Here is a 21,764-nt window from a genome sequence, read left to right on the forward strand (position 1 = left end):
CCTGACCCAGGGACGCGTTCCTGCGCACCAAGGTCTCCTTCGAGCTGCCCGCCGCCGGCTCGTACGCGGTCGGCATCGCCTTCCTGCCCGACGAGGACGAGGCCTCCGCCGCCGCCGTCGCGCAGATCGAGGCCATCGCCGCCGAGGAGGGCCTCACCGTCCTCGGCTGGCGCGACGTCCCGGTCAGCCCGGACCTGCTGGGCGCCACCGCCCGCAGCGTGATGCCGCGCTTCCGCCAGGTCTTCCTGTCGCAGGGGGAGACCACCGGCATAGCCCTGGACCGGCTCGCCTTCGTCGTCCGCAAGCGCTCCGAGCGCGAGGCCGGTGTCTACTTCCCGTCGCTCTCCGCGCGCACCATCGTCTACAAGGGCATGCTGACCACCGGCCAGCTGGAGCCCTTCTTCCCCGACCTGTCGGACCGGCTCTACGCCTCCGCGCTCGGCCTGGTGCACTCGCGGTTCTCCACCAACACCTTCCCGAGCTGGCCGCTCGCCCACCCGTACCGCTTCGTCGCGCACAACGGCGAGATCAACACGGTCAAGGGCAACCGGAACTGGATGACCGCCCGGGAGTCCCAGCTCGCCACCGACCTGATCCCTGGCGACCTCAGCCGCATCTTCCCGGTCTGCACCCCGGACCACTCCGACTCGGCCTCCTTCGACGAGGTCCTGGAGCTGCTCCACCTCGGCGGCCGCTCGCTGCCGCACTCGGTGCTGATGATGATCCCGGAGGCGTGGGAGAACCACGCCACCATGGACCCGTCCCGCCGCGCGTTCTACCAGTACCACTCCAACCTGATGGAGCCCTGGGACGGCCCGGCCTGCGTCACCTTCACCGACGGCACCCAGATCGGCGCCGTGCTCGACCGCAACGGCCTGCGCCCGGCCCGCTACTGGATCACCGAGGACGGCCTGGTCGTCCTCTCCTCCGAGGTCGGCGTGCTCGACATCGAGCAGGAGAAGGTCGCCAGGAAGGGCCGCCTCCAGCCCGGCCGGATGTTCCTCATCGACACCGCGGAGCACCGCATCGTCGAGGACGAGGAGATCAAGTCGGCGCTGGCCTCCGAGCACCCCTACGAGGAGTGGGTCGCCGGCGGTCAGATCCAGCTCGCCAAGCTGCCCGAGCGCGAGCACATCGCGCACACCCACGCCTCGGTGACGCGACGTCAGCAGACCTTCGGCTACACCGAGGAGGAGCTGCGGGTCATCCTGGCACCGATGGCGAGGACCGGCGGCGAGGCGCTCGGCTCGATGGGCACCGACAGCCCGATCGCCGCGCTCTCCGAGAAGCCGCGCCTGCTGTTCGACTACTTCGTGCAGCTCTTCGCGCAGGTCACCAACCCGCCGCTGGACGCCATCCGCGAGGAGCTCGTCACCTCGCTGCTGTCCAACCTCGGCCCCGAGGGCAACCTGCTGGCCGCCGAGGCCGCCGCCTGTCGTTCCGTCGGCATCACCTTCCCGGTGATCGACAACGACGAGCTGGCCAAGCTGGTCCACATCAACGCCGACGGTGATCAGCCCGGCCTCAAGGCAGTCACCCTGTCCGGCCTCTACAAGGTCTCCACCGGCGGCGAGGGCCTGGCCGCCCGCCTGGCCGAGATCGCCGCCGAGGCCGACGCCGCGATCGCCGACGGCGCCCGGATCGTCGTGCTCTCCGACCGGCACTCCGACGCCGAGCACGCCCCGATCCCCTCGCTGCTGCTCACCTCCGCGATCCACCACCACCTGATCCGCACCAAGCAGCGCACCCAGGTGTCGCTGCTGGTCGAGGCCGGCGACGTCCGCGAGGTGCACCACGTCGCGCTGCTCATCGGCTACGGCGCCGGCGCGGTCAACCCCTACCTGGCCATGGAGTCCGTCGAGGACCTCGTCGCCCAGGGCGTCTTCATCGAGGGCGTCGAGCCCGAGAAGGCCATCAAGAACCTGATCAAGGCGCTCGGCAAGGGCGTGCTCAAGGTCATGTCCAAGATGGGCATCTCCACCGTCGCCTCCTACCGCGGCGCGCAGGTCTTCGAGGCGATCGGCCTCTCCCGGGAGCTGGTCGGCGCCTACTTCGCCGGCACCACCACCAAGCTCGGCGGCATCGGCCTGGACGAGATCGCCAAGGAGGTGGCCGCCCGCCACGCCAAGGCCTACCCGGCCTCCGGCATCCCCGCCGCGCACCGCGCGCTGGACATCGGCGGCGAGTACCAGTGGCGCCGCGAGGGCGAGCCGCACCTGTTCGACCCGGACACCGTCTTCCGCCTCCAGCACTCCACCCGCAACCGCCGGTACGACATCTTCAAGCAGTACACGGACCGGGTGAACGAGCAGTCCGAGCGGCTGATGACGCTGCGCGGCCTGTTCCAGCTGGACGGCCTCGGCCGCACCCCGGTCCCCGTCGACGAGGTCGAGCCGGTCTCCGAGATCGTCAAGCGCTTCTCCACCGGCGCCATGTCGTACGGCTCGATCTCCCGCGAGGCGCACGAGACCCTGGCCATCGCGATGAACCGCCTCGGCGGCAAGTCCAACACCGGTGAGGGCGGCGAGGACCCGGACCGCCTGTACGACCCGGAGCGCCGCTCGGCGATCAAGCAGGTCGCCTCCGGCCGGTTCGGCGTCACCTCCGAGTACCTGGTCAACGCGGACGACATCCAGATCAAGATGGCCCAGGGCGCCAAGCCCGGCGAGGGCGGCCAGCTGCCCGGCCACAAGGTCTACCCGTGGGTCGCCAAGACCCGGCACTCCACCCCCGGCGTCGGCCTGATCTCCCCGCCGCCGCACCACGACATCTACTCCATCGAGGATCTCGCCCAGCTGATCCACGACCTCAAGAACGCCAACCCGGCGGCCCGCATCCACGTGAAGCTGGTCTCCGAGGTCGGCGTCGGCACCGTCGCCGCGGGCGTCTCCAAGGCGCACGCGGACGTGGTGCTGGTCTCCGGTCACGACGGCGGCACCGGCGCCTCGCCGCTGACCTCGCTGAAGCACGCGGGAGGCCCCTGGGAGCTCGGCCTCGCCGAGACCCAGCAGACCCTGCTGCTCAACGGCCTGCGCGACCGCATCGTCGTCCAGACCGACGGCCAGCTCAAGACCGGCCGCGACGTCGTCATCGCCGCGCTGCTGGGCGCCGAGGAGTTCGGCTTCGCGACCGCCCCGCTGGTCGTCTCCGGCTGCATCATGATGCGTGTCTGCCACCTGGACACCTGCCCGGTCGGCGTCGCCACCCAGAACCCGGTGCTGCGCGACCGCTTCTCCGGCAAGCCCGAGTTCGTGGTCAACTTCTTCGAGTTCATCGCGGAGGAGGTCCGGGAGATCCTGGCGGAGCTGGGCTTCCGCTCGATCGAGGAGGCCGTCGGCCACGCCGAGCACATCAACGCCCAGGCCGCGATCGACCACTGGAAGGCCGCCGGGCTCGACCTGGCCCCGCTCTTCCACGTCCCCGAGCTGCCCGAGGGCGCGGCCCTGCACTGCACCACCACGCAGGACCACGCGCTCGACAAGGCCCTGGACAACCAGCTGATCGAGCTCGCCGAGGACGCCCTGGAGCGCGGCGACGCCGTCCGCATCCAGCTGCCGATCCGCAACGTCAACCGCACGGTCGGCACCATGCTCGGCCACGAGGTGACCAAGCGGTACCGCGGCGAGGGCCTGCCCGAGGGCACCATCGACGTCACCTTCACCGGCTCGGCCGGCCAGTCGTTCGGCGCCTTCGTGCCGCGCGGTGTGACGCTGCGCCTGGAGGGCGACGCCAACGACTACGTCGGCAAGGGCCTGTCCGGCGGCGTGGTCGTCGTCCGGCCGGCCCGCGACGCCGCCGCGATCGGCGCCGACGCGCAGAACCACGTCATCGCCGGCAACACCATCGGCTACGGCGCCACCAGCGGCCGCGTCCACCTGCGCGGCAAGGCCGGCGAGCGTTTCGCCGTCCGCAACTCCGGTGCGACCCTGGTGGTCGAGGGCGTGGGCGACCACGGCCTGGAGTACATGACCGGCGGCCGGGTCGTCATCCTCGGCGAGACCGGCCGCAACCTGGCGGCGGGCATGTCCGGCGGCATCGCCTACGTGCTGGACCTGCGCCCCGCCAACGTGAACGACGGCATGGTGGGCATCGAGGCCCCGACCGCCGCCGACCGCGACTGGCTGCGCGAGACCGTGCAGCAGCACTACGAGGAGACCGGCTCCACCGTGGCCGCCGAGCTCCTGGCCGACTGGGGCGGCGGGGTCTCCCGCTTCTCCAAGATCATGCCGACCGACTACAAGGCAGTGCTCGCCGCCAAGGACGCCGCTGAGCGCGATGGCCTCTCCGAGGCCGAGACCACTCGCAAGATGATGGAGGCGGCACGTGGCTGACCCCAAGGGCTTCCTGACCACCGGCAAGCAGCTGGCCGAGCGCCGGCCCGTGGACGTCCGTCTGCGGGACTGGAACGAGGTCTACGTCGAGCGCAGCCTCCTGCCGATCATCACCAAGCAGGCCGGCCGCTGCATGGACTGCGGCATCCCGTTCTGCCACAACGGCTGCCCGCTCGGGAACCTCATCCCCGAGTGGAACGACCTCGCCTACCGGGACGACTTCGCCGGCGCCATCGAGCGCCTGCACGCGACCAACAACTTCCCGGAGTTCACCGGGCGGCTCTGCCCGGCGCCCTGCGAGTCCGCGTGCGTCCTCGGCATCAACCAGGACGCGGTGACCATCAAGAACGTCGAGGTCACCATCATCGACAAGGCCTGGGACAACGGCGGCGTCACGCCGCAGGTCCCGGAGCGCCTCTCCGGCAAGACCGTGGCCGTCGTCGGCTCCGGCCCGGCCGGCCTGGCGGTCGCCCAACAGCTCACCCGGGCCGGGCACACCGTGGTGGTGTACGAGCGCGCCGACCGCGTCGGCGGCCTGCTGCGCTACGGCATCCCCGAGTTCAAGATGGAGAAGCGCCACATCAACCGCCGCATCGAGCAGATGCGCGCGGAGGGCACCCGCTTCCGCACCGGCGTCCACGTGGGCGAGGACATCACCGGGCAGCAGCTGCGCGAGCGCTTCGACGCGGTCGTCGTCGCCGCCGGCGCCACCACCGCCCGCGACCTGCCGGTGCCCGGGCGCGAGCTCAAGGGCATCCACCAGGCCATGGAGTACCTGCCGCTGGCCAACAAGGTGCAGGAGGGCGACTTCGTCGAGCCGCCGATCAGCGCCAAGGGCAAGCACGTCATCGTCATCGGCGGCGGCGACACCGGCGCCGACTGCCTCGGCACCGCGCTGCGCCAGGGGGCGGCCTCGGTCACCCAGCTGGAGATCATGCCGCGTCCGGGCGACTCGCGCCCCGGCCACCAGCCCTGGCCGACCATGCCGATGACCTACAAGGTCACCTCGGCCCACGAGGAGGCCCTCTACGTCCGGGAGACGAAGACGGTCGGCAACCAGGCAGAGGGACCCTCCTCGCCGGAGGGGGGCAAGGAGGGACGGGTCTACTCCGTCAACACCACCCACTTCAGCGGCGACGAGGACGGCAACGTCCAGGAGCTGCACCTCGTCGAGGTCGAGTTCAAGGACGGCCGCTTCGAGCCGGTGCCCGGCACCGAGCGCGCCATCCCGGCGCAGCTGGTCACCCTGGCGATGGGCTTCACCGGCACGGACGTGAAGAACGGCCTGGTCGAGCAGCTGGGCGTCGAGCTGGACGCCCGGGGTAATGTGGCCCGGGACGGAAAGTTCGCCACCAACGTCGATGGCGTCTACGTCTGCGGCGACGCCGGCCGAGGCCAGTCGCTGATCGTCTGGGCCATCGCGGAGGGCCGTTCGGCCGCCGCCGCGGTGGACCGCTACCTGGGCGGCAAGACCCCGCTGCCCGCCCCGATCCGTCCGACGGACCGCCCGCTGGTGGTCTGACGTACACCCGAGCCCGCCGGCGGCCCCACCGCCGGCGGGCCCGGACCCCCTGATCGCCCGGTACCGCATTACCGGGAGTTCGAGCCGCTGCCCCCGTCAGCGTCGCCGGGCCTGCACGGTGCCATGGCGCCTGCCCTCTCCCCGACCAGTGGAGGGCGGGCGCCGTTTTCGCGTTCCGGGGGCCGGGCCTTCGGGGACGGGGGCCGCACGGGCCCCCTCCGGCCGCGCGCCCCCGTGCGGCTCAGCCGCGGAGCAGCAGCTCGGCCGCCTCGGTGCGGGCGTAGAGCACCGTGCGCCCGGTGCGGTGGCGGGCCAGCAGGCCGGCCTCGCGCAGGGCGGTGAGGTGGTGCGAGACGTTCGCCGGGGAGCCGCCGGTGCGGGCGGCGAGCTCGCTGGTCGAGGCCGGTGACTCCAGCTCGGCGAGCAGCCGGGCCCGGGTGCGGCCCAGCACACCGGCCAGCCCGTCCGGAGCGGTGGCACCGGCGCTCTCCCAGAGCGTGGCCACCCCGCGCGGCGGATAGACCAGCCCGGGCTGCCCCTCGGGCTCCACCTGCCAGACCATGCCCGGCCAGATGAACACCGACGGCACCAGCACCAGGCCGCGTCCGCCGTCCAGCCGCCGCTCGATCTCGTACCGCTGCTGCGCCACCGTCATCCGGCCGTCCTGCCACCGCACCTTCGGGTGCAGGCCGTCGAACAGCGCCGCCGGGCCGTCGGCCGCCATCCGCCGTGCCCGGTAGAGGATCTCGCCCTCCACCAGCCGGACGATCCGGCCCCAGTACGGCTCCACGGCCGCCGACCAGTACGCCCGGACCTCACCGGCCAGCCGCTCCAGCCCGGGCACCGGATCGGCGTACAGCTCGGCCACCAGCGGCGGCAGCGGCTGCCCGACCAGGTCCAGTTCGGCCCGGACGACGGCCGGTGCGGTGGCCGTCAGCGCGGCGAGCTCGGCCTCGATGCCGGGCGCGGTGGCGGCCGGCAGGGCGGTCAGGAACTGCGGCAGGTGCCAGGCCGGCATCGGCACCAGCTGCGACAGCAGCTCGTAGCGGACCCGGCCGGCCGCCAGCCGCTCGCGGGCCCGGCGCACCCACGGCAGGTGGACGGCCTTGGCGCCGGGGTCCTTGAGCACCTGGACGCTCATCACCACCTCGACCACGCGCGAGCCGGCGAAGCGGGTGGCGGCGAGGTCCTGGGCCGAGAAGTCCAAGGTGAGCACGGGTGTCTCCGGTACGGAAGCGGTCGGGATCCGGTCGGGGTCCGACGGGGATCCGGCCGGGATTCGGCTGCGATTCGATCATGATGGAATCTCTGGGCGCAGCATCCCATCACCGGGAGGCTCGGTCCATGACCACCGCCACGCTCCCCCCGCTCCGGGACCGGCTCGGCCTCCCGCAGACCGCCGGCCGCCACCGCCTGATCGGCGCCCACCTCGTGGACAGCCTCGGCACCGGACTGATCCTCGCCTTCACCCTCGTCTACTTCGCCCGCACCACCAGCCTGACCCTGGCCGCCATCGGCGCCGCGGTCACCACCGCCCGGCTGGTCGCCCTGCCCACCGCGATCGCCGTCGGCCCGCTCATCGACCGGTACGGCGCCCGCCCGGTGGCGGCCTGCGGCAACGCGCTCTCCGCGCTCGCCTACGGCGGCTTCCTGCTCGCCGGGCAGGTCTGGCAGATCGTGCTGGTCTGCCTGCTCGCCCAGATCGGGCACGTCTCCTACTGGACCTCCAGCACCGGCCTGGTGGTGCTGGCCTCCGCCGAGGGCGAGCGGACCCGCTGGTTCGCGCTGGTGCAGACGCTGCGCAACACCGGGATGGGGCTGGGCGGGGCGCTCGGCGCCGTCCTGGTGGCCGGGGACGGGACGGGCGGGCTGCGGGCGCTGGTGGTCCTCAACGCGGCCAGCTACGCGGTGGCGGCGGGCCTGCTGGCCTCCTGGCGGCCGGCCGCCACGGTGCCCGCGGCGTCCGCGGCGTCCGCGGGGCGGACGGCGACGGGGGAGCGGGACGGTGGCTACCGGGCGGTGCTGCGGGACCGGCGCTACCTGCTGCTGGTCGTCGTCCACCTGGCCTTCGTCTTCGGCTCGATGATCATCAGCATGCTGCTCGCCGTCTACCTCACCGAGGGCCTGCACCGCGAGGCCTGGCTGGCCGGATCGCTGCTCGTCCTCAACGGCGTCCAGGTGGTGCTCACCCAGAACGCGGTGGCCCGCCGGCTGGAGCGGTTCCGGCCGACCCGGGTGGTCGCCGCCGGCGCCCTGCTCAACGCGCTCTCCTTCGGCCTCTTCGCCCTGATGGCCGCCGCACCCGGCTGGATCGTGACCGCCGGCCTGTTCACCGCGATGGCGGTCTTCAACCTCGCCGAGACCGTCGCCACCCCCTACGCCGAGGAGCTCAGCGTCTCGCTCGCCGACCCCGCCCGCCGCGGCCGCTACCTCGCCGTCTACCAACTCTCCTGGAACACCGGCCAGGCCGTCGCCCCCGCCCTGCTCACCCTCCTGCTCTCCCACGGCGCCGCCTGGCCCTGGCTGTTCCTGCTGGTGCTGAGCCTGGCCGCGGTGCCCGGACTGCTGCGCCTCGAACGCCTCGGCTGACGGACTGTTGTTTGTCCGTGCCAGGTGGCAGACTGCGGCCGACGGCCGGGGGGCTGCGCGAGGTGCGGAGGTTGACGGGATGAGCATGACCCAGGCGGGCGGGGGCGCCACAGTACGGCGCCTCCTGCTGGGCTCCCAGCTGCGAAGGCTGCGCGAGGCCAGGGGCGTCAGCCGCGAGGAGGCCGGCTACTCGATCCGCGCCTCGGAGTCGAAGATCAGCCGCATGGAACTCGGCCGGGTCGGCTTCAAGGAGCGCGACGTCGCCGACCTCCTCACCCTGTACGGCGTCGAGGCCGAGCAGGAGCGGGCCGGTGTGCTCGGCCTGGTCCGCGACGCCAACGCGACGTCCTGGTGGCACGCGTACGGCGACGTGCTGCCCGGCTGGTTCCAGACCTACCTCGGGCTGGAGGAGGCCGCCTCCGACATCCGCAGCTACGAGGTCCAGTTCGTCCACGGGCTGCTGCAGACCGCCGACTACGCCCGGGCCGTGATCACGCACGGCGGGCACGTCACCGAGCCGGGCGAGGTCGAGCGGCGGGTCGACGTCCGGCTGAGGCGCCAGCAGGTGCTCACCGCGGAGCGGGCGCCACGACTGCTCGCCGTCCTCGACGAGGCCGCGCTGCGCCGCCCCTGGGGCGGGCCGGAGGCGATGCGGGCCCAGATCGACCGGCTGCTGGAGCTGACCGAGCTGCCCAACGTCGTCCTCCAGGTGATGCCGCTCGGCTTCGGCGGGCTGCGCGCGGAGGGCGGCGCCTTCTCGGTGCTCGGCTTCGCCGAGCCGGAGCTCGCGGACGTCGTCTACCTGGAGCAGTTCACCACCGCGCTGTACCTGGACAAGCCCGCCGAGGTGGCCGAGTACGCGGGCGCGATGGACGGCCTGGCGGCCGACGGGCTCTCCCCCGAGCGGACACGGGAACTTCTCCGCTCCGTACGCCAAGAGCTCTGAAGCATAAGTACGATGAGGCCCGATCAGATCTGATCGGGGAAGGCCTGCCCGTCTTCCCGAATCGGCACGAGAGGGATCAGATGTCGTACCTTTCCGAGTTGGCGCTGCAGTACATCGACGGCGAATGGCGGGCGGGCAGCGGCTCCTGGGACATCGTCGACGTCGACCCCTACACCGGCGACAAGCTCGCCGGCATCACCGTCGCCACCGTCGAAGAGGTCGACCAGGCCTACCGGGCCGCCGAGCGGGCGCAGAAGGAGTGGGCCGCCACCAACCCCTACGCCCGCCGCCTGGTCTTCGAGCGCGCACTGCGCATCATCGAGGAGCGCGAGCAGGAGATCACCGAGGCGATCACGGCCGAGCTGGGCGGCACCGCCCTCAAGGCCGGTTTCGAGCTCGCCCTCACCAAGGACATGCTGCGCGAGTCGATGCAGCTCTCGCTGCGCGCCGAGGGCCGGCTGCTGCCCTCGCCCGTGGACGGCAAGGAGAACCGCCTCTACCGCCTGCCGGTCGGCGTGGTCGGGGTGATCAGCCCGTTCAACTTCCCGCTGTTCCTGTCGATCAAGGCGGTCGCCCCGGCGCTGGCGCTCGGCAACGGCGTCGTGCTCAAGCCGCACCAGGAGACCCCGGTCGTCGGCGGCACCCTCATCGCCAGGATCTTCGAGGAGGCGGGCCTGCCGGCCGGCCTGCTCAACGTCGTGATCACCGACATCGCCGAGATCGGCGACGCCTTCATCGAGCACCCCGTGCCCAAGGTGATCTCCTTCACCGGCTCCGACAAGGTCGGCCGGCACGTCGCCACCGTCGCCGCCTCGCACTTCAAGCGGACCGTCCTCGAACTCGGCGGCAACAGCGCCCTGATCGTCCTCGACGACGCCGACCTCGACTACGCGGTGGACGCCGCCGTGTTCAGCCGTTTCGCCCACCAGGGCCAGGTCTGCATGGCCGCCAACCGGGTGCTGGTCGACCGCAGCGTCGCCGACGAGTTCACCGAGAAGTTCGTCGCCAAGGTCGCCACCCTGCGGGTCGGCGACCCCAGGGACCCGGCCACCCAGCTCGGCCCGCTGATCAACCCCGTCCAGGCCGACTCCATCACCGCCCAGGTCGACCAGGCGATCGCCGCCGGCGCCACCGCCCTGCTGCGCGGCGAGACCAACGGCAGCCTGATGGCCCCGGTCGTCCTCGGCGGCCTGCCGGCCGACGCGCCCATCCTCCAGCGCGAACTCTTCGGCCCCGTCGTCCTGGTGGTGCCCTTCGACGGCGAGGACGAGGCCGTCCGGATCGCCAACGACACCCCCTTCGGCCTCAGCGGCGCCGTCCACACCGCGGACGTCGAGCGCGGTGTGCGGGTGGCGCAGCGGATCGAGACCGGCATGATCCACGTCAACGACGGCACGATCGCCGACGAGGCCGTGGTGCCCTTCGGCGGCGAGAAGAACTCGGGCGTGGGCCGGCTGAACGGCGAGTCCACGGTGGACGCCTTCACCACGGTGAAGTGGATCTCCATCCAGCACGGGCGCAGCCGCTTCCCGTTCTGACGGACGGCGGTGCGGCGGTGGGGGAGCCCCCGGCGTTGGCGGAGCCCCGGCGTTGGCGGGGGCTCCGCCGCACCGGTCCCGCCGGGTGGCTGCCCCATCGGGCCGGATTCCGGAAGTGGCCGGTACGGTTCCCGTCCGACGCCTAGGCTGCCCGGGGAACGACCGGAACGGCCCGATGGGGGACCGAGAATGACCGAACGTCAGGACATCGTCGCGGACTGGGCGGACAGCGGGGCCGACGACCCGCGCATGCCCACCGACCTGCGGCCGGACGTCCCGCACCCCGCCCGGATGTACGACTACTACCTCGGCGGCAAGGACAACTTCCCCGCCGACCGGGCGGCCGCCGAGAAGGTCCTCGCGCTCAGCCCGCTGGTGCGGATCAGCGCCCTCGCCAACCGGGCCTTCCTCGGCCGGGCCGTCCACCACCTCGCGGCCGCCGGAATCCGGCAGTTCATCGACATCGGCACCGGCATCCCCACGGCCGGCAACACCCACGAGGTCGCCCAGCGCGTCCACCCCGACGCGCGGGTCGTCTACCTCGACAACGACCCGATCGTGCTGGTGCACAGCCGCGCCCTGCTCAGCGGGACCACCCCGGAGAGCACCGCCGTCGTCCAGGCCGACCTGCGCGACCCGGCCGCGATCCTGCGGACCCCCGAGGTGCGCGCGCTCCTCGACTCCGGGCGGCCCGTGGGCCTGCTGCTCTTCGCCGTCCTGCACTTCATCGACGACCAGGACGACCCGCACGGCATCGTGCGCACCCTCGTCGACGCCCTGCCCGCCGGCAGCCGGCTCGCGCTCTCGCACGCCACCGGCGACTTCACCGCCCCCGCCGACGCCGCCAAGGGCCCGGCCGTCTACCGCAACGCCTCCGCCCAGCTCACCATGCGCAGCCGCGAACAGGTGCTGCGCTTCTTCGACGGCCTGGAGCTGGCCGAACCCGGCCTCGTCACCGCCCCCCTCTGGCGGCCCGACCAGCCGGCCCAGCCCACCGACGCCGAGGTCGCCTTCTGGGCGGGCGTGGGCCACAAGCCCTAGCCGCCGTGGCCGCCCCAGCCGCCACGGCTGCCGGGACGCGGGCGGGTCAGGCGGCCGGGTAGCGGATCAGATCACCGGTGACGAGGTCGAAGGCGAACGGGTCCGGCACCGGCACCCGGTCGCCGAACCGTCCGCGCCACTGCCGGCGGTACGTGCCGCCGTCCGGTTCGGAGTGGAGGGTGAGCCCGCCGTCCCGCGGGTCGATCACCAGGTACAGCGGGATGTGCATCAGCGGGTAGTCGCGGACCTTGCCGACCAGGTCGTTCTCCGGGTTCGACACAGAGACGATCTCGACCGCGATCGCGGCCAGCTCGGCGGGGACTTCGTTGCCGCCCAGCTCGACCGCGGAGAGCGGGAGGTAGGTGAGGTCCGGATTGCGCAGCTTGCCGACGGTCGGCGAGGCCAGGTCGGTGTTCTCGCTGGGCATCAGGTCGGCCGGACGATGGGCGTCGAACTGCTCCCGGACGATGAGCAGGTTGCGCTGATGGATCAGTGACGGGCCGGCCATCACGATGATCTCGTCGCCGGACACCTCGATCTTCCAGCCCGAGGGTGGCGTCAGGCTCTGCGCGTAGGCCAGGAGCCGGGCGTGCCGTTCGGGACCACGGAACTCGGTCATGCCGCCATTCTCGAACCGCGGAGCCGTTCTCCGGCGGTCGGCCGGACGCGACCGGCCCCGGACCGCCGAGAGCGGTCCGGGGCCGGCCGGTGCGTGCGGCGGGTCAGAACACCGGCTGGCCGACGCGGACCAGGCGCCAGGACTCGCCGGCGAAGTCGGCCGGGTCGATGACACCCTTGGCCTTCACCCAGGCGATCATCGCGTTGCGGATCTCGTCCGAGTTGGCCCACACCTTCTGGGCCTTCGCGACGTGCGGGAAGTTGCCGCCGCCGTTGGCGCGGTAGTTGTTGACGGCCAGGACGAACTGGGCGGCCGGGTCGATCGGCTTGCCGTCGAACGACAGGTTGACGATCCGCGAGCCGACCGGCTGCGAGATGTCGATGTCGTACGAGACGCCGTACACCGCGTCGTAGTTGTAGTCCGGGGTGGTCTGCGCGTTGGTCAGGGTGTCCTTGTCGATCGGCGCACCCGGGGCGACCTGGACGTAGTACTTCGCCGAGTACTCCAGGTAGTCCTTGATCTGGGCGCCCGTCAGGATGCGGGCCTCCAGGGTGTTCTCGTAGATGTACAGCCCGGCGGCGTCCCGCAGCTTGACCTGTCCGGCCGGGATCAGGGCGGTGCGGTTGAACGGCGCGGCCTGCGCCAGCACCGGGAGCTTGGCGTACTGGCCGCCGGCCAGCGCCTCCCGCACGACGTCGGCCTGGACACGGCCGATCAGGTCGATGATCGGGGTGTCCTTGAACCGGGACTCGGCGATCGACAGCTCGGCCTTGCAGGTGCCGATCGGCTGGTTGACGTACGCCACGACCTTCTTATGCTGGTCCGCCAGCGCGTTCGCGATCTCCGGGTCCTCCGGCACGGTGTTGGAGTTCAGCACCCGGGAGGAGAGCGAGACCAGCTTCCACGCGCCCCGGTCGAACTCCACCTCGAAGTCGAAGCAGGTCAGCCGCTGGCCCCAGCAGAGCGGCTCGGAGAGCACCACCGTCTTCCCGGTCTGCTTGTTGACGATCAGCCGCTGCGCCACCTCCTTGTGGGTGTGGCCCACCAGCACCGCGTCGATGTCCGGGACGGTCTCGGCCATCTCGCCCGAGGCGTCCTCCGGCCAGGGAAGCTGGTCGCCGTACGTGGTCGGCTCGTCGATGCCGGAGTGGGCGGACACCACGATGATGTCGGCGCCCGCCGCCTTCATCCGGGGCACGTACTTCTTCGCCATCTCCACGATGCCGGGGAACACCATCTTGCCGGCGACGTTGGCCTTGTCCCAGATCGCGATGCCGGGGTTGGTCAGCCCGAGGATGCCCACCTTCAGCGGTCGGCCGCCGCCCAGGTGCAGCTCCTTGATGACGAACGGCTTGAAGGCGGGCTTCTCGTCCTTCGCGTGCAGCGCGTTGGCGCCCAGCAGCGGGAAGTCCAGCTGCTCCTCGAAGGCCCGCAGGGTGGGGATGCCGTAGTTGAACTCGTGGTTGCCGAGCGCCGCCGCGTCGTACTCCATGAGGTTCATGGCGAGCGCCATCGGGTGCTCGGGTGCGGTGTCCGCGTCGGTGGCGATCGGCTCCACGCGGGCGAAGTAGTAGGTCAGCTGGGTGCCCTGGATGATGTCGCCCGCGTCGATGAGCAGGCAGCGGTCCCAGCCCTTCTCCTCACGGACCTGCTTGGCCAGGCTGGAGATCTTGGCGAGGCCGACCTCGTTGTGCGCCTTGTCGGCGTACACCGCGTCGGTGAAGTAGTCCCAGTTGAGCACCCGGCCGTGCAGGTCGGTGGTGCCCATGACGGTGAAGGCCTGCTTCTTCGCGGGCTTGCCCTTGGCACGGGCGTCGTCCGGGCCGGCCGCCGCGGCGGGGGAGGCGGCGGCGAGCGAGGCGCCGCCGGCGAGGGCCGCACCGGCGGCGGTGGCGGCGGACCGGGTGACGAAGTCACGGCGGTTCAGGGACATGGACGGCTCTCCCGGGTGGGGACTGCGGACGGATCGTCAAGGATGCGTTCGCGGAGGTCATGGTGACGCGCGTAGAGGTACGCGCGTAGAAGTGTGCCGTGCAGTCAGGCGGATTGATAGCCCCGGGACGTTTCCAGCAGGTGAGATCTTGGCAACTCGTTCGTGACGCGGCCGGGCGGGTGCTGCGCGCTCCGGGCCCGACCGGACGAAGCGGGCGGACGCGCCCGCAGCCCGCCTCCGAAGCCCACGTCCGGAGCGCGTCCGGAGCGCGATCGGGCAGGCCCGGGCGGACGCGCCCGGAAAACGCGCCACCCGCCGCGCCGTGCGGGCACGGCGGGCGGGTGGAACGGCTGCCCGGAAAACGGACCCGAAGGTCCTAGATGTAGCCCTCGCGCACGGCGTGGGCGACCGCGTGGGCCCGGTTGCGCAGCTGCAGACGGGTGGTCAGACCGTGCAGCACGTTCTTGACGGTGCGCTCCGAGTACGACAGCCGGGCCGCGATCTCCCCGGTGTCCCACCCCTCGGCGACCAGCCGCAGCACGTCCGACTCACGCTCCGACAGCCCCGTCGGCGCGTGCCCGGGCATCCCCTGGACACTGCGCTGCAACCGGCCCACCTGGCTGATCAGCCGGCCCAGCAGATCGGCCGGCAGGTCCCCGTCGCCGCGCGCCGCGGCGAGCACCGCCCGGCCCAGCCGTTCGGCGGTCGCCTCCCGACGCCAGAGGATCGCGGCCACCCCGCACTCCACCGCCTCCAACAGCTCGGCCTCGCGCATCCGCTCGACGACCAGCACCACCTTCTGGTCGGCGCCGCGCACCAGCCGGCGCAGCGTCGCCACCACGGCGGCGTCCGCCGACTCGGCGAGCAGCACGGTGACGGCGCCGGGCGTCACCGCGGCGTCGTCCGCCATCAGCTCCAGGCCCGGGTGGCGGCGCAGCTGCGCCTCCGCGCCGGCCCGCGAGATCGGGTCCGCGGCCCGCACCACCACACCGGTGCGCACGCCGCCGGCCGGGGCCGCCGAGGCCGCGGCGGCATGGCGCACGGGCGCGGGACGCTGGGGAGGCACGGCGCGGGGCGGCGTCGCCGTCGCGGGCAGCCGCCGGGCGGCGCCGCGGTGGTCGGGCTCGGTGTGCAGGACAGTCAATCTGGCCCCCTCCTGAAGAATCCCGGCCCGCCACCCGGACATCCGGGCATGCCGCGCGCTGGGGGGGCGTTGCATGAACCCGACCGGGCGGGGACCGTGCAGTGAATGCGTCCCGGGGCAGGGGTGCCCCCGGGAGCCCGGGGCTGCGGTGCCCCCGTGGACTCCATGCTTTCCCGCGGCGGGCGGCCACGGCCATCGTGGTCCACCACGAGATCGGGCCACCCGGCGGCGCCCGCACGGCACCGCGGGAGCGCCCTCCGGAGCGGCCGAACCTGCCCCAGGAGGCAGCCCGGAGGTAGGGTGCGAAGCGGCGTCGGCCTGCGGGTTGTGCGGACAAGTGGGGCCGCGCCGGGCCCGGGGAGACGGCCGCCGCACCCGCCCCGGCAGGGGTGCGACGAGAATCACACCACTAGCCCAGGCGCTGATACCCCGTCAAGCCGTTTCCCTGGATGACGGCGAAGAGTGCCCGCCCGGCCGCGCCGGAGGGAACGACGGGGAGGGGAAACAGATGAGCACCGTCAGGATCCGCGGACCGCAGCAGGCCGCCCCCGTGCACCTCACCGCCCGCGACCGCCAGCTCGGCCGGATCACCGCCCTCGCCGACCGCGCCCGGGCCGGCACCGGCGGCGTCCTCCTGCTCACCGGTGCGACCGGCACCGGCCGCAGCACCCTGCTCGCCGAGGCCGCCCGCCGCGCGGCCGCCGAGGGCACCACCGTGCTGTGGGCCCGCTGCTCCGCCGACGAAGCCGGCACCCCGTACGCGGCCGCCCGCCAGCTGTTCGAGACCGGCCCCGACGAGTACCCGGTGCGCGCCGACGGCTACGAGCGGGCCCGCGTCGACGGCGCCGACGGCGCTGACCAGGCCCGCTTCGGCGGCGCCGCCGGCGGCGAACGGACCGACCGCGGCCGGCGGGCCGGACGGGCCGGGACGGGCGGCCCGACGGACCCGGCCGAGCGGCCCGCGGACCCCGCCACCACCGACCTCTGGGCCCTGCTGCGCCTGCACGCCGCCCACAGCCCCGTCCTGCTCGCCGTCGACGACATCCACCACGCCGACCGGCCCACCTGCGACTGGCTGCTCCAGGTCGCCCGCCGGATCGACCGCCTGCCCATCCTCCTGCTCGCCACCGAACGCCGCCAGTCCGTCCTCGGCACCCCGCCCACCCGCTTCGGCCGCGGCCTGCCCCCCGGCCTGGCCGAGACCGTCCCGCTCGGCCCGCTCGACACCCCCGCCGCCGCCCGCCTCGCCGCACACCACCTCGGCCCGGCCACCCCGACCGCCCTCACCGCCGACTGCGTCCGCGCCACCGGCGGCAACCCGCTGCTGCTCACCGCCCTCCTCGGCGACCTGCACCACCACCCCGCGCCCGCCCCGCAGGCCCTCCCCGACAGCTGCACCCGCCTGCCCGGCGACGCCTTCCCCGAAGCCGTCGAGGCCTGGCTGCGCGGCGGCGGCGACCGCGCCCTCACCGCGGCCCGCGTCATCGCCCGGATGCACGAACACCCCGCCGCCCGCACCGCACCACTGCCCGTCGCCGGCCACGACGACCCCGCGGCCATGCTCGCCGAACTCGCCGACGCCGACCCCGACCAGCTCGCCGGCTGGCTCGCCGACCTCACCGCCCAGGGCCTGCTCGACGACCCCGGCCCCGGCCGCTGGCCCCGCTTCGCCCACCCGCTGCTCGCCGACGCCGTCCTCGCCGGCCACGAGCCGGGCCACCGCGCGCGCGTCCACCGCGCCGCCGCCACCTTCCTGCACCGGGCCGGCGCCCCCGACGAACGCGTCGCCGGACACCTCCTCTTCACCCCCGCCCCCGGCCCCCGCTGGGCCGTCGACACGCTCCGCCACGCCGCCCGCAAGGCCGCCGACGCCGACCGCCCCGCCGACGCCGTCACCCTGCTGCGCCGCGTCCTCGCCGAACCGCTCGGCGACCGCCGGCGCGCCCTGGTGCTCACCGAACTCGGCAGCCTGGAGGTGACCCTCGGCCCCGACGAGCGCACCGCGGGCGTGCGCCGCCTCGCCGAGGCCGTCCACCTCCAGCAGTCCGACGAGGGTGTCTTCCGCACCGCCAACACGCTCGGCGCCGTCCTCGCCGCCCGCGGCGACACCCCCGCCGCACTGGAGCTGATGGAGGAGCTGGCCGAGCGCTTCGCCGACCGCGACGACCTCGTCCACGCCGTGCAGGCCGCCGCCGCGCTGATCGCCGCACACGACGGGCGCAGCTGGATCCAGGTGGTCGAGCGCGTCCAGGGATTCGCCGCCCGTTCCTCCCAGCGGCTCGCGCCGCCCGCCTACGCGCTGCTCACCGAGTTCGACTCGACCAGCGGGGTGCTCTCCGCCGCCGAGGTCGGCGGACGGATCGAGGAACTGCTCGCCGCCCCGGTCGACCCGCTCTGCCGCTCCTACGTCCTGGTCTCCGCCGCCACCCTGGCCCAGTGGGCCGACCTGCTCCCCGAGGCCGACCGGCTGGTGGAGCGCGGCCTCGCCGCGTACCGGGGGCCGTCGCTCGACCCGGGCTACCAGTGCCTGCTGAGCGTCCGGGCCGAGGCGCAGGTGATGCGGGGGGAGTACCAGGCGCTGCTGGACGACCTCGCCCTCACCGGGCCGGCACCCTCCGGGCCGCACGGCCCGGGCGAGACCGGCCCGGGCGAGACCGGACGAGACACGACCGGGTGGGACGAGACCGAACGGGGCGAGACCGGACGGGACACGGGCGAGACCGCCGGCCGGGCCGGCCGGTCGCTGCCGGCCCGGGCCGAGCGGGCCGAGCGGTCGGTCTGGTCCTGGTGGTGCGGCGCCCAGCCGGAGGACGGGCCCGGCCCGAACAGGTACGGCCCGAACGGGCAGGGACCTCACGGCGACGGACCCGGGGGGCACGGACCCGGCGGGCACGGACCGGACGGGACCGAGGGCACCGCGGCCGCCCGCGCCCGCTACGCCGGGCTGCTCGGCCAGCAGAACGCCCACCTGGTCGCCCAGGCCGTCCTCGCCCTCACCGAGACCGGCCGGTACTGGCAGGCCCACGGCCTGGCCCGGGCCGTCGCCGCCGACCGCGCCCAGGGCTCCTGGGAGTGGAACGAGTACCTGTACGCCCGCGGCATGCTCCGGCTGGCCACCGGCGAGCCCGCCGCGGCCCTCGCCGACCTGATGGAGTGCGGGCGCCGGCAGGACGAACGACAGGTCCTCAGCCCGATCGTCACCCCCTGGCGCTCCGCCGCCGCCGACTGCCACACCCTGCTCGGCGAACCCGGCCCCGCCGTCGCCCTCGCCGAGGAGGAGCTGCGGCTCGCCCGCGTCTGGGGCACCCCGCGCACCGTCGGCCGCGCCCTGCGCGCCCTCGCCGCCGCCACCGGCGGCCGGCACGGGCTCGACCTCGCCGCCGAGGCCGTCGACCTCCTGCGCGGCGCCGGGGTGGAGACCGAACTGATCCCCGCACTGATCACCTACGGCCGGCTGCTCGCCGACGGCGGCCGGCGCGGCGCCGCCCGCCGGGCCCTGCGGGACGCCGCCGTCCGGGCCGAACAGCTCGGCGCCGTCCGGCTGCGGGCGGTCGCCGTGGAGTCGCTGCGCGCCTCCGGCGCCCGGCTCGGCCGCGGCGAACACGCCGGGACGGAGGCCCTGACCGACAGCGAACTGCGGATCTGCCGGATGGCGGCGGCCGGGAGCTCCAACGCGGAGATCGCCGGGATGCTGCACCTCGCCGTGCGGACGGTGGAGACCCACCTGACCAACAGCTTCCGCAAGCTCGGCGTGCGGCGCCGGGCGGAGCTGGCGGGCGTGCTGGAGGGCTGAGGCCGCCCGCGGCGGGCACGGCCGGCCGGACCACGGCCCGCCGCGGTCCGGTTCGCCGCGCCCGCCCAGGGGTCAGACCGTGAGGCCCGCCGCCATCAGCTCCACCTCGTGCGCGAGGTCGGCGCCCGGGTCACCCGCACCCGGCCGCCAGCGCTCCCACGTCAGGGCCCGCAGATAGCCGTCCACCGCCACCGGCAGCCGCCGGCCGACGACCGGCTCCGTGGCCGGTCCCGGCCCCAGCTCCGCGAGCCGGCCCAGCAGCCCCTCCAGCAGCGCGTCCAGCTTCGCCGGGTCCGGCGGCCGCGGAACGCCGCGCAGGTAGACCCGCAGCTCCTCCAACTCCGGCCAGACCGGCCCGGGCTGCGGCAGAACCGGCCCGCCCGTCCCGCCCCGGCCACCCGTCCCGCCCCGGCCGCCCGCGCCGCCCTGCCCGCCGGGCCAGAGCAGCACCCCCGCGCCGTACAACGCCGCCACGATCCCCGGCCACCAGGCACCGCCCAGCCCCGCGAGGTGCAACCCCAGCCCACCCGCACCGGCCGCGCAGCCCACCAGGTTCCGGGTCGACTCCAGATACCCCAGCACCCGCCGCCCGACCGAACCCCCGCCGCCCCCAGGGCCGTTCGGACCAGCCGGACCGCCGGAGCCGCCGGAACCGGTACCGCTACTGGTAACCACGGATCTCCTCGAACGCCCCGTCCAACGAGCCCGTCCCGTCGAACAACTTCCCCCCGGTCAAGTCCGCGATCCCCTGCAACTGCGCCTTCGCCGCGTCACCGAACAGGATCGGGAACACCGGCACCGCCTTCTGCGCCGACGAGAGCCCGTTGTAGAAGTCCTTGAAGTCCCGGTCCGACGCACCCTCGTTGCTCTCGCCGTCCGTCATCACCACGATCGACGTGAACCGGTCGTCCTTGGCGTCGGCCTGCTGCCGCTCGATCAGCTTGTACGCCTCCTCCACCGAGCCGTACACCGCCGTACCGCCGTCCGCCGACAACGCCTGCACATCCGCGTTGATCGACGCCAGCTCCTGCTGCGCGTCCACCGCCGGCACCGAATGCGTCTTCGCCGACTTCACCTTCGACGCGAAGGACATCAGCGTCACCTCCTCGCGGTTGCGGAACCGCCGCACCCCCCGCGTGTCGTCCGCCCCCGTCAACCGCCCCAGCGCCCTCTTCAACGACGCCAGCCGGTCACCCGCCATCGAACCCGACGTGTCCAGCACGTACACCGTCCGCGACGGCCGCCGCAGCTCGTTCTGGTACGACGCCAGCAACCCGTCCGCCACCGACTTCGACCCCGGGAACGGCAACTCACGCCGCCGGTCACCCGGCAACGACGACGCCGGGGCCGCACCCGCCGCCACCGGACGGCGCAGCGTCAGCTCCGAGATCCGCTTCTGCACGTCGTCCTTGAGCAGGTACGCCGTCAACCGCTGGAACGAGTCCCGCTCACGCTGCGCCGACGACCCCAGCAGGGTAAACGGGTAGTCCGCCGACACCACCCCGTCCGTCGGCCGCACCACCGTCAGCCGCTGCCCCTCCGCCAGCGTCCTGTTCATCGACAACAGCACCGACTCGTAGTTCACCAACGCCCCGACCCGGCCCTGTTCGGCCCGGCTGTACGCCTGCGCCAGCCAGCCCGACGAACCCGACGTCAGCTTCTGCCCCGTGAAGAACCTCTTCAGCGACGGCGTCGCCTTCTGCACGTCCGCGTCCGTCAGCGCCGCCTCCGCCCCCGAGAACGCCGAGGCCACCGCCACCAGCGCCGAGAAGCCCGAGTTCGACCGCGACGGATCCGCCATCCCGTACGACAGCTTCCCGGCCGAGGCCGCATCCGCCACCTGCGCCCAGCTCACCTTCGAACCGTCGCCCCAGCCGAGCTCGTTGAGCGTCGCGGACCGCACGCCCACCGCCACCGGCGACACCATCACCGGAGTCTCCGACAGCAGCTTCGACCGGCCCGAGTCGTCCAGCCGCAGGTAGTGGTTGGACGGAAACCACACCGCGTCGTACTTCCCGTCCGCCCGCCCCGACGACACCGCGTCCGCACCGTCCAGCGAACCCGTCCACACGAACTGGACCGTCACCCCGGTCGCCTTCTGCGCCTCCTCCAACACCGGCGCCATGTCCTGCAGTTCACTGCCGGCCAGCACCCGCAGCACACCCGCCTGCGCGGTCGGGGCCGGCGCGTCGCTCGGCCTCGGGGCCGGGGACGAACTGGAGGAGGAGGTGCACGCCGTCGCCACCAGCAGGGCCACCCCCGCCGCGATCACCCGGCCGCCCCGCACCACCGCGGTCTTCGCACGCAT

12 protein-coding genes and 1 pseudogene are annotated in these 21,764 nt (G+C 73.5%); 7 read left to right on the plus strand and 6 right to left on the minus strand.

Features of this window, described 5'->3' with window-relative positions; all coding sequences use genetic code 11:
- Together gltB and C2142_RS28350 are read left to right on the plus strand one after the other, a co-directional pair.
- A pseudogene (gltB, locus tag C2142_RS28345) lies at window positions 1–4,331 on the plus strand (glutamate synthase large subunit); the annotation flags it as partial.
- On the plus strand, window positions 4,324–5,853 hold the full coding sequence (locus C2142_RS28350; protein WP_148645570.1) for a glutamate synthase subunit beta: 1,530 nt from the start codon (window positions 4,324–4,326) through the stop codon (window positions 5,851–5,853). The pseudogene gltB and the gene C2142_RS28350, both read left to right, overlap by 8 nt.
- 241 nt (window positions 5,854–6,094) lie before the next feature.
- On the opposite strand, the gene C2142_RS28355 is transcribed toward C2142_RS28350, so the two are convergent.
- Window positions 6,095–7,069 (minus strand): winged helix-turn-helix domain-containing protein, encoded by a 975-nt coding sequence (locus C2142_RS28355; protein WP_148645571.1) that lies wholly within the window; start codon window positions 7,067–7,069, stop codon window positions 6,095–6,097.
- A gap of 128 nt (window positions 7,070–7,197) precedes the next feature.
- Between C2142_RS28355 and C2142_RS28360 the strand changes: the two genes are divergently transcribed.
- From C2142_RS28360 to C2142_RS28375, 4 genes are all read left to right on the plus strand, one after another.
- On the plus strand, window positions 7,198–8,442 hold the full coding sequence (locus C2142_RS28360) for an MFS transporter (protein ID WP_162002558.1): 1,245 nt from the start codon (window positions 7,198–7,200) through the stop codon (window positions 8,440–8,442).
- Window positions 8,443–8,521: 79 nt separating this feature from the next.
- The gene (locus C2142_RS28365) at window positions 8,522–9,388 is read left to right on the plus strand and encodes a helix-turn-helix transcriptional regulator (RefSeq protein WP_148645573.1); all 867 of its coding nucleotides are present in this window, start codon (window positions 8,522–8,524) and stop codon (window positions 9,386–9,388) included.
- A gap of 80 nt (window positions 9,389–9,468) precedes the next feature.
- Window positions 9,469–10,926 (plus strand): aldehyde dehydrogenase family protein, encoded by a 1,458-nt coding sequence (locus tag C2142_RS28370; protein WP_148645574.1) that lies wholly within the window; start codon window positions 9,469–9,471, stop codon window positions 10,924–10,926.
- Window positions 10,927–11,175: 249 nt separating this feature from the next.
- Window positions 11,176–11,967 carry an SAM-dependent methyltransferase gene (locus tag C2142_RS28375; protein ID WP_241003284.1) on the plus strand — a complete coding sequence of 264 codons (792 nt, stop codon included), beginning with the start codon at window positions 11,176–11,178 and terminating at the stop codon, window positions 11,965–11,967.
- 46 nt (window positions 11,968–12,013) lie between these two features.
- Here the strand turns inward: C2142_RS28375 and C2142_RS28380 are convergent, their stop codons facing one another.
- The 3 genes from C2142_RS28380 to C2142_RS28390 form a co-directional block, all read right to left on the minus strand.
- A complete protein-coding gene (locus C2142_RS28380) occupies window positions 12,014–12,586 on the minus strand; it encodes a Uma2 family endonuclease (RefSeq protein WP_148645576.1) in 573 nt (190 codons plus the stop codon).
- A gap of 103 nt (window positions 12,587–12,689) precedes the next feature.
- The gene (locus C2142_RS28385) at window positions 12,690–14,519 is read right to left on the minus strand and encodes a 5'-nucleotidase C-terminal domain-containing protein (protein WP_148645577.1); all 1,830 of its coding nucleotides are present in this window, start codon (window positions 14,517–14,519) and stop codon (window positions 12,690–12,692) included.
- 376 nt (window positions 14,520–14,895) lie between these two features.
- A complete protein-coding gene (locus C2142_RS28390) occupies window positions 14,896–15,561 on the minus strand; it encodes a response regulator transcription factor (RefSeq protein ID WP_241003285.1) in 666 nt (221 codons plus the stop codon).
- Window positions 15,562–16,171: 610 nt separating this feature from the next.
- On the opposite strand from C2142_RS28390, the gene C2142_RS28395 reads away from it, so the two are divergent.
- A complete protein-coding gene (locus C2142_RS28395) occupies window positions 16,172–19,456 on the plus strand; it encodes a LuxR family transcriptional regulator (RefSeq protein ID WP_162002559.1) in 3,285 nt (1,094 codons plus the stop codon).
- 72 nt (window positions 19,457–19,528) lie between these two features.
- Here the strand turns inward: C2142_RS28395 and C2142_RS28400 are convergent, their stop codons facing one another.
- Together C2142_RS28400 and C2142_RS28405 are read right to left on the minus strand one after the other, a co-directional pair.
- The gene (locus tag C2142_RS28400) at window positions 19,529–20,038 is read right to left on the minus strand and encodes a hypothetical protein (protein ID WP_148645580.1); all 510 of its coding nucleotides are present in this window, start codon (window positions 20,036–20,038) and stop codon (window positions 19,529–19,531) included.
- A 79-nt stretch (window positions 20,039–20,117) separates the two neighbouring features.
- On the minus strand, window positions 20,118–21,764 hold the full coding sequence (locus tag C2142_RS28405; RefSeq protein ID WP_241002825.1) for a VWA domain-containing protein: 1,647 nt from the start codon (window positions 21,762–21,764) through the stop codon (window positions 20,118–20,120).

The sequence above is a fragment of the Streptomyces sp. CB01881 genome (assembly GCF_002953255.1).
GTDB lineage: Bacteria > Actinomycetota > Actinomycetes > Streptomycetales > Streptomycetaceae > Kitasatospora.

What these genes read in the sequence shown, in the direction of transcription:
- C2142_RS28385 (WP_148645577.1), bottom strand. Translation starts at nt 14,519, where the DNA reads ATGTCCCTGAACCGCCGTGACTTCGTCACCCGGTCCGCCGCCACCGCC.
- C2142_RS28360 (WP_162002558.1), top strand. Translation starts at nt 7,198, where the DNA reads ATGACCACCGCCACGCTCCCCCCGCTCCGGGACCGGCTCGGCCTCCCG.
- C2142_RS28370 (WP_148645574.1), top strand. Translation starts at nt 9,469, where the DNA reads ATGTCGTACCTTTCCGAGTTGGCGCTGCAGTACATCGACGGCGAATGG.
- C2142_RS28405 (WP_241002825.1), bottom strand. Translation starts at nt 21,764, where the DNA reads ATGCGTGCGAAGACCGCGGTGGTGCGGGGCGGCCGGGTGATCGCGGCG.
- C2142_RS28380 (WP_148645576.1), bottom strand. Translation starts at nt 12,586, where the DNA reads ATGACCGAGTTCCGTGGTCCCGAACGGCACGCCCGGCTCCTGGCCTAC.
- C2142_RS28395 (WP_162002559.1), top strand. Translation starts at nt 16,172, where the DNA reads ATGAGCACCGTCAGGATCCGCGGACCGCAGCAGGCCGCCCCCGTGCAC.
- C2142_RS28375 (WP_241003284.1), top strand. Translation starts at nt 11,176, where the DNA reads ATGCCCACCGACCTGCGGCCGGACGTCCCGCACCCCGCCCGGATGTAC.
- C2142_RS28365 (WP_148645573.1), top strand. Translation starts at nt 8,522, where the DNA reads ATGAGCATGACCCAGGCGGGCGGGGGCGCCACAGTACGGCGCCTCCTG.